Source organism: Streptomyces sp. NPDC006134, assembly GCF_040628835.1.
In the GTDB taxonomy this organism is placed as follows: Bacteria; Actinomycetota; Actinomycetes; order Streptomycetales; family Streptomycetaceae; genus Streptomyces.
This window is the reverse complement of record NZ_JBEXTV010000006.1, coordinates 168,825-177,558: the sequence shown is the minus strand read 5'-3', so window position 1 is coordinate 177,558 and position 8,734 is coordinate 168,825. Positions and strand designations below refer to the sequence as shown.

5 protein-coding genes and 2 pseudogenes are annotated in these 8,734 nt (G+C 69.1%); all 7 read left to right on the top strand.

Going from position 1 to position 8,734, the window contains the following annotated elements; genetic code table 11:
* The first annotated feature begins 258 nt into the window (after window positions 1-258).
* Window positions 259-885 carry an HAD-IA family hydrolase gene (locus ABZ340_RS06220; RefSeq protein WP_358780552.1) on the top strand — a complete coding sequence of 209 codons (627 nt, stop codon included), beginning with the start codon at window positions 259-261 and terminating at the stop codon, window positions 883-885.
* 159 nt (window positions 886-1,044) lie between these two features.
* Window positions 1,045-2,313, top strand: coding sequence for an IS701 family transposase (locus ABZ340_RS06215; protein WP_358780565.1), 1,269 nt, complete (start codon window positions 1,045-1,047; stop codon window positions 2,311-2,313).
* Between the two features lie 219 nt (window positions 2,314-2,532).
* Entirely contained in the window at window positions 2,533-3,717 is a 1,185-nt protein-coding gene (locus ABZ340_RS06210) for an IS701 family transposase (protein WP_358780564.1), read from the top strand.
* A 398-nt stretch (window positions 3,718-4,115) separates the two neighbouring features.
* Window positions 4,116-5,726 (top strand): IS1182 family transposase, encoded by a 1,611-nt coding sequence (locus ABZ340_RS06205; protein ID WP_358780551.1) that lies wholly within the window; start codon window positions 4,116-4,118, stop codon window positions 5,724-5,726.
* Between the two features lie 34 nt (window positions 5,727-5,760).
* Window positions 5,761-5,979 (top strand): annotated as a pseudogene (locus tag ABZ340_RS06200) (DUF4357 domain-containing protein); the annotation flags it as partial.
* Window positions 5,980-6,016: 37 nt separating this feature from the next.
* Entirely contained in the window at window positions 6,017-7,138 is a 1,122-nt protein-coding gene (locus tag ABZ340_RS06195; protein WP_358780550.1) for a restriction endonuclease, read from the top strand.
* Between the two features lie 267 nt (window positions 7,139-7,405).
* A pseudogene (locus ABZ340_RS06190) lies at window positions 7,406-8,563 on the top strand (family 43 glycosylhydrolase); the annotation flags it as partial.
* Window positions 8,564-8,734 lie beyond the last annotated feature (171 nt).

The following is an 8,734-nucleotide window of genomic DNA, read 5'->3' as shown; positions in this document are numbered from 1 at the left end:
CAAGCTCCGCTGCAGCACAACCCGCATCACCGACCTGGTCAAGGCCGCGCTCGCGCTCCACCTCGCGACGTCAAGCTGAGGTTGGAAACGGCTCACTGGGCTGGCACCGTGGGTCATGCGGACTGATAGGTCTTGCTCCGCCCCGTAAGTGCACCCCGGCCCGCGACGCAGAGCTCTTCCCGTCGCCAAAGGTAGCCGGGCCGTGACGCTATCCGGTCTGGATGGGCGTCCGAAATCTCAGCAATCTGGAGTTCTCGCATGTCCAACCGCGCCGGTCTCATCCTCGATTTCGGAGGCGTTCTCACCACTCCGCTGCTGCCTGCGGTGCTCGCCTTCGAGCAGCGCGAGGGCCTTCCGCAGGGCGCCTGCCTCACAGCCCTGTACAAGGACGAGGAAGGTGTCCGGATCACCAGCGACCTTGAGCGCGGAGCGGTCTCCCAGACTGAGTGGAACGAGTTCGCCGGCAAGATGCTGGGCGTGTCCCCCGACAACCTGATGGGCCGCATCTTCGGCGATCTTCACCCCGAGCCGCTGATGATCAATGCGGCTGCCGCAGCGAGGCGGGCCGGGATCAAGGTCGGAATTCTGTCCAACAGCGTGGGGCTCGCCCCCTGGGACCTGTACGACGGCTACGAGCTTGAGCGGCTGTACGACGTCGTGGTGATCTCCGAGCAGCATCTACTGCGCAAGCCTGACCCCGAGCTCTTCGAGATCACGCTCAAGCTCATGGATCTGCCGGCCGAGGAGTGCGTCTTCGTCGACGACACCGAAGGCTACGTTCAGGCGGCGGAGCAGCTCGGCCTCGCGGGGGTGCACAACCAGGACCCCCGGAAGACGGTGGCCACTCTCTCCGAGCTGCTCGGCGTGGACCTTACGGCGTCTTAGCACTCCAGTCTGGTTTCGCGATCTTGTGATCGTACCCGGCCGGGAACGGGTACGGCCACCGCGTGATCATCGGTTGGTGTGTGGACAAACGAAGATCGTGCGGTGGCCGCTGGCCATAGCGTAGACCCCGCCCGCTGGCGGGCGATGTTCAACCAGGCCATGGCCCGGATCGCGGGACATTTCGGCCGAGTTGAGCCAAGGGCGAGTGCCCGCGCCTACCTGCTCGGGCTGCTGTCGTCTGTCGAGCGGAAGAACTGCTGGCAGCTGGCCGAACAGGCCGGCCTGGCCAGGCCGGGGCCGATGCAGCGGCTGCTGCGCTACGCCCGCTGGGACGCCCACGCCGTCCGTGACGACATCCGCGCCTACGCCGTCGAACACCTCGGCAGCGACGGCGGTGTGCTGATCGTGGACGAAACCGGCTTCGTGAAGAAGGGCCGGGCTTCGGCGGGAGTGCAGCGCCAGTACACCGGCACCGCGGGACGCATCGAGAACTCCCAGGTCGGGGTCTTCCTCGCCTACGCCACCAGCCGGAGACGGACGCTGATCGACCGCAGGCTCTACCTGCCCGAGCACTCCTGGAGCGCCGACTCCGAGCGCCGTCACGCCGCCGGGATACCCGACGAGGTGCAGTTCGCGACCAAGCCCCGCCTGGCCTGGGAGATGATCACCTCCGCGCTGGGCGCCGGGGTGAAGGCACGGTGGGTGACCGGCGACGAAGCCTACGGGCAGGACCCTCAGCTTCGTGCCGCCCTGGAAGCGCGCGGCACCGGCTATGTGATGGCGGTCGCCCGCTCGACGCGGGTGCGGATCAACTCAGGCCGCACCACCATCCGCGCAGACACCGTCGCCGGCCGCCTGCCCGCCACCGCCTGGCAGCGGCAGAGCGCAGGCAACGGTGCGAAGGGTCCGCGCTACTACGACTGGACCTGGGTCCACATCGGCAAAGACAGCCACCGCCATCTACTGGTCCGCCGCAACCGCACCAGTGGCGAACCGGCCTTCTACCTGTGCTGGTCACCCACCACGGTCACCCTTGCCGAACTGGCCCGCGTCGCCGGTGTCCGCTGGAGCGTCGAGGAGTGCTTCCAGGCGGCCAAGGGCCAGGTCGGACTCGACCACTACCAGGTCCGCAACTGGACCTCCTGGCACCGGCACATCACCCTCGCCATGCTCGCCCTGGCCTTCCTGACCGCCCTGGCCGCCGACGCGGCACCGCAGCGCACCGCCGATCCGCACCAGCCCACCCACAACAACAGCCACATCGCGTTGACCGTCCCGGAGATCCGCCGCCTCTTCGGCGCCGCCTTCCACCCCCCGACCATGCCGACGGCCAGGCTGCTGCACTGGTCCAACTGGCGCAGGCACCACCAGGCAACGGCCCGACACAGCCACTACCAACGACGAGCCGCCGACGAATCTGCTGGGTAGATCACGAAACCGTACTGGAGTATTAGTACTCCAGCAGGACTTTGCTGTCTGACCTGCGGGTTTCGCTGGGCGGCTGGAGTGTAGCGGGACTTCGATCGTGTGGGGGCGGTCTCACGGAGACCGCCCCTCGATCGTGCGACAACGCCGCAGGTAATGACAGCGGCGGGGCAGCCTCCGAGGGTGATCACCGAGTCTGCCGCCGCGCAATGGGACCTCGAACTGGACGATCTCTTCCTGGCCATCGGGCACCGCTTCGGCCGCGTCGAGCTCCGCCGTCGCATGCGTGACTACGTACGCGGGCTGCTCGCCCCGGTGGCCCGCAAAAACAGCTGGCAGCTGGCCGAACAGGCCGGCCACCCCACGCCCGACGGCCTGCAGCACCTCCTCGCCGGATCGAAGTGGGAACCCGATGACATCCGCGATGACCTGCAGACATACGTCGCCGACAAGCTCGGCGAGACCGATGGCATCCTGATCATCGACGACACCGGGTTCATCAAGAAGGGCACCACCTCAGCCGGGGTCCAGCGCCAGTACTCCGGAACCGCCGGCCGCACCGAAAACTGCCAGATCGGCGTCTTCACCGCCTACGCCTCCGCCCGTGGCCGGGCACTGGTCGACCGCGAGCTCTACCTCCCGAAGTCCTGGACCGAGGACCGGGAACGCTGTCGCACCGCAAGGGTCCCCGACGAGCGGGAGTTCGCCACCAAGGGCGAACTGGCCCGGCACATGGTGCTGCGGGCCCTGGCCTCGCCGCTGCCCATTGCCTGGGTCACCGCGGATTCCGCCTACGGTCAGGACAACCGGTTCCGCCGGCTGCTGGAACAGTCGGGTGTCGGCTACGTACTGGCCGTCCCTAAGTCCCAGTTCAGCGTGGGCTGTTCACGGATCGATGGCCTGTTCGCGCAGGCCCCCGACGAAGCGTGGGAGAAGATCTCCTGCGGCAACGGAGCGAAGGGGCCACGCGTCTACCACTGGGCAGCGGTGCGGCTGCCGGCCGTCGCCGAGTTCGACTATCAGGGCGAGGTTCCTCACCGGATGCGGTGGGCACTGGCCCGGCGCAGCATCAGCAAGCCCGACGAGATTGCCTACTACCTCGCCTACACCCCCCTTCAGGTCACCGTCCAGGAGTTGGTGCGGGTCGCCGGGGCGCGCTGGGCGATCGAGGAGTGCTTCCAGGCCGCGAAGAACGAGTGCGGCCTGGACCAGTACGAAGTCCGCCGCTATGTGGGCTGGTACCGGCACATCACGCTGGCCATGCTCGCGCACGCCTTCCTGGCCGCCACGGCACACCAGCCCTGGGAAAAAGGGGCGGAACAGGTGGGACAGCCGGGGCCATCGAGCTCACAGTGGCGGAGGTTCGGCGACTCCTGGCAGCTTGTCGTGCCCGGCCCCCGCACCTGAGCGGACACCGAGGACGACACCACGCGCTGAGCTGGTCGAACTGGCGCCGCCGACGCCAAGCGGTCGCCCGCCGCTGTCATTACCTGCGGCTTGTCGCACGATCGAGGGGCGGTCTCCGTGAGACCGCCCCCACACGATCGAAGTCCCGCTACACTCCAGCCGCCCAGCGAAACCCGCAGGTCAGACAGCAAAGTCCTGCTGGAGTATTAGCTTGATTCTGTCGGGGATCTTGGTGATCCCCGGCGGGGCAGCATGATCAACGGGCATGCTCGGCTTCTGTCCAAGGACCGATGCAGTTGTCGAGGTGCCCGTTGTCGCTCCGCCCGCGTTCTGGTGAGCAAGTTCCTTCTCTGACCGTGCAGATGGCACGGGCGAGCAACCCGGGCGGGACAACGGCGATGTGGGTGAGAGACCACCTGGGCGGGCTGTGGTGTGACGAGGACTTCGCCCACTGGTACCCGCGTGACGGCCGTCCGGGGCTTTCGCCCGCCCAGCTGGCCACCGTCTGTGTGCTGCAGTTCCTGCTCGGTCTGTCGGACCGGCAGGCGGCCGAGGCGGTTCGCTGCCGCATCGATTTCAAGTACGAGCTGGCCATGGAGCTGGACGATCCCGGCTTCCACCACAGGGTGCTGGCCGACTTCCGCGACCGTCTCACCGAGGGCGGCCGAGCCGACCGTCTCCTCGACCTCGCGCTCGCGCGCCTGAAGGAGGCCGGTCTCGTCCGCGAGCGCACCACCCAGCGCACGGACTCCACCCACGTCCTGGCCGCGGTGCGCGACCTGACCCGGCTGGAACTGGTCACCGAGGCCGTCCGCGCCGCGCTGGAAGAGCTGGCCGGCACAGCTTCGCACCTGCTGGCCGGCCTGGTCGACGAGGAGTGGGGGCGCCGCTACGGCCGCCCGGTCCGTCCGGGCAAGAACCCCACCCGCCCCAAGACCCGGATTCTCGCCACGGGCGGCGACGCCGTCCGGCTGATCGAGCACCTCGGGCAGCACGGGCCGGAACGCCTGTCCGGGCCCCGGGTCCAGGCCCTGCGGCAGATCATGGTGCAGAACTACTACCGCGACGGGGCCGGCCGCCTGCGCTGGCGCACTGCCGAGGACGGCGGGCTACCGCCCTCGGCCGTTGCCGTTGTCTCGCCTTACGACCCGACCGCCCGCTACGCACGTCGCGGACATGTCACCCGCTGGAAAGGGTTCGTCGCACATCTCACCGAGACCTGTGATCCTGACGGCGTCAACGTGATCACGGATGTGGCTACCACCGACGCCACCGGCTACGACGCGAAGGCGCTGCCCGGCATCCACACCCGGCTCAAGCGCCGCGGACTGCTGCCCGCCGAGCACCTGGTCGACGGCGGCTACACCTCCCTGGTCCATCTGGAACAGGCAGCCCGCGAACACCAGGTCACGGTCACCGGGCCACTGCCGGTCAACACCACCCGCCAGAACCGCAGGAACAACGGCTTCGGCCGCGACGACTTCCACATCGACTTCGACCGCCGTCAGGTCACCTGCCCGCAGGGCGAGACCAGCGCGGGATGGCACGGCCCCTACCCGACCTCCTCACCCACCGCGGCACCTTTGATCGTGGCACGGTTCACCAAGAGCCAGTGCCGCCCCTGCCCGGTCCGCACCCGCTGCACGACCACCACCGACAGCGCCCGGAGCGTGGGCTTTCCCCCGCGAGAACTCCGTGACCTGCAACTCCGAGTCCGCGCCGAACAGCAGACACCCGAATGGCAGGCCCGCTACGCGGTCCGCTCCGGAGCGGAAGGCACCATCAACGAGCTCGCCCACGGACACGGCATGCGCCGCTGCCGCTACCGGGGACAGCACAAAGCCCACCTACAGCACGTGTTCACAGCCATCGCCGCAAACATCGAGCGCCTCAGCCGGCGGCCGCCGACCGGAGAACCACCTCCGTCCCGGCCGCCCACCGCCTTCCAGAACTACCTGGACCAGCACGGAATCACCCGGCCGAGGTCCTGGCGGTCCGCCAGAGACTGAGCAGACCGCCAAGATCCCCGACAGAGTCAAGCTAGGCGAGCTGTACTCCCTGCTGGAGTACCGCAACAAGCCGGTGCGGCTCACCTACTCCGGCGACGACTTCGCGCTGCCACCGAACCTGTTCGTGATCGGCACGATGAACACCGCCGACCGCTCGATCGCTCTCGTGGACGCGGCGATGCGCCGCCGGTTCGCGTTCGTGGAGCTGTCGCCGCGTACACAGCCGGCGAGCGGTCTGCTGCGCCGTTGGCTGCGATCCCGTCGGTCGTGCGCTCGCCGCCACCGGCATCGTGGACGCGGCCCCCGACCCGTACGCCCCGGGGCACTGGTCGCTGCGGGCGGGCAGCAAGGTCGGGGCGGTCGCTGTGACCGTACCAGGCTGCGAGCCGGTCACCGTGCGGATCACTCCCAAGGTGCCCGTCGTCCGGCTCTTCTTCCTGCTCGGCTACAGCCCTGTGCACGACAGGAGTTGGCGAGAGGGAGAAGTGGAGGTCGCCGAGCACCACAATCTGGTGCCCGCACTTGCCCACGCGGTGGAGCGGCAGATGGACCGTGCGCTGCGGCGAGGACTGCTGCAGGGGTACAAGACAGCGGAGGAGAGCCTCCTCGTCCTCCGCGGACGGCTCCGGGAGGCGGAGCAGATGCGGCGTCGCTTCGGGGCGGTACTGCCGGTGGAGGCGGCGTACGACGAGTTCACCACCGACATCGCGGAGAACCGCATCCTGCGCACGGCCGTCGAGCGTCTCCTCCGGCTGCCCGGTGTGCCGCGCGACGTACGTCGCAGGCTGTTGTACCAGCGTGCCCGGCTGGCCGACGTGACCGCGATCGTGCGCGGGCAGCCGCTACCCGACTGGCTCCCCACCCGTCTCAATGCCCGGTACCACCACGCCCTGCGTCTCGCTCGCGCGGTCTTGGACGGCATCTCCGCCGAGCACGCGCCCGGCGGGTTGCGCATCGACGGGTTCCTGTTCGACATGAACAAGCTCTTCGAGGACTTCGTGTCGGCCGCCCTGCGTGAGGCCCTCCAGGCCATGGGGTCGGGTCACACCGTCCGGCTCCAGGCCCCGCACCACCTCGACGAGGCCGCCACGATCCGCATGAAGCCGGACTTCGTGCTGTACGGGCCCGACGGCAGCCCGTGCGCGGTCGTGGACGCCAAGTACAAGGCGGAGAAACGGGGCGGTTATCCGGACGCCGACCTGTACCAGATGCTGGCGTACTGCACCGCCCTCGGTCTGCGCGAGGGCCATCTCGTGTACGCCAAGGGCAATGCCCCGCACGCCGCCCATCGGGTGCGCCACGCGGGCATCATCATCCATCAGCACGCCCTCGACCTGGATCAGGATCCCGCCGGACTGCTCATGGAGGTCGAGGAACTGGCCCAGCAGTTGATGAACTCCCCGTCCGCGTGACCGACCGCGGAGTGTCCGTCCTCAAAGAGCCGGGGCCGTTGTCGCGTCGGCGGCCCGGCGGGCCCGGGGCCCGGTGATCCCGCACCTGAAGCCGTTCCAGCCGTTCCGCTCCAACGGCGGGATGAGCGCCGGGCCGTCTGGCGCGGCCGAGGTGGCGGGGCGAGAGGAGGCCATCGCGGGCAGGGCCCGGAATTTCGAATGCAATTCGGAAACGTGCGGCTCATGGATTGCCGGACAAGTGCGCGGACGCACCCGCAGCACCCGCCGAGCCGATCGACGATCGGCACGCCGTACTACGACGCGGGGCTGCTCGTCGACAGCGACGACTCCCTGTACGTGGCGTACGGAAACACCACCATCAGCGTGGCCCAGCTCTCGCCCGACGCCCGCACCCAGGTCCGCACCCAGCAGGTGTTCACGACACCGTCGAGTGTCGGCACCCTCGAGGGCGCCCGCTTCTACAAGATCAACGGGCAGTACTACATCTTCCTGACCCGCCCGGCGAACGGCCAGTACATCCTGAAGTCGTCGAGCGGTCCCTTCGGCCCGTACACGATGCGCCAGGTGCTCCTCGACCTGCCCGGGCCGATCCCCGGCGGCGGCGTCCCGCACCAGGGCGGGCTCGTGCAGACGCAGAGCGGCGCCTGGTACTGCCTGGCCTTCGTCGACGCCTACCCCGGCGGCCGGATGCCCGCCCTGGCCCCGGTCACCTGGACCGCGGACGGCTGGCCCGTGGTGCAGCTGGTCAACGGCGCGTGGGGCACCTCGTATCCCAGTCCGGTCGTGCCCCCTCCCCCGCGCCAGGTCACTCCCATGACCGGCGTCGACACCTTCGACGGCACCACCCTCAAGCCGAGATGGGAGTGGAACCACAACCCGGACAACAGCAAGTGGTCGGCCGGCAACGGCCTGACCCTGCGCACCGCGACCGTCACCAACGACCTCTGCTGGGCCCGCAACACCCTCACCCACCGCATCCAGGGGCCCACCTCCACCGCCACGGTCCAGCTCGACCATTCCGCGATGCGGGACGGCGACCGGGCCGGACTCGCGCTGCTGCGTGACTCCTCCGCCTGGATCGGCCTCAAACGCGAGGGCGGCCTGACGCGGGTGGTGATGGTCGCCGGACTGACCATGGACGGCAACTGGAACACCACCGGCACCGGCTACGAAGCCGCGAGCGTACCCGTCACCGGCAGCCGGATCTGGCTGCGCGCGAACGCGGGCATCCGCCCCGGCGCACCACGCCCCGGCACCTTCTCCTACAGCACCGACGGCGTCCGCTTCACCCGCCTCGGGCCCGCCTTCACCCTGGGCAACGACTGGTGCTTCTTCATGGGCTGCCGGTTCGCCCTCTTCAACCACGCCACACAAGCGCTCGGCGGCGCGGTCCGCTTCACCAGGTTCGAGCTGTCCACTCCCTGACCGACCGGAGGACCGCGCGCCCCCGCCACCCTCGGGGTGCCTGTGCCCTGTGCGTGCCGGCCGCCGGTGAGCTCTCCCTCGCCGCGGCCGTGTGAGTGATCGGGCGGCAGGCCCGTCGTGCCGAGTTCCCCGTTGACGTGGCCGGGAGCGGCAACACCGCGGTCCGGTGAC

Bases quoted from the DNA above. Each gene is read 5' to 3' on its own strand.
- ABZ340_RS06220 (WP_358780552.1), top strand. From the start codon at position 259: ATGTCCAACCGCGCCGGTCTCATCCTCGATTTCGGAGGCGTTCTCACC.
- ABZ340_RS06215 (WP_358780565.1), top strand. From the start codon at position 1,045: ATGGCCCGGATCGCGGGACATTTCGGCCGAGTTGAGCCAAGGGCGAGT.
- ABZ340_RS06205 (WP_358780551.1), top strand. From the start codon at position 4,116: ATGTGGGTGAGAGACCACCTGGGCGGGCTGTGGTGTGACGAGGACTTC.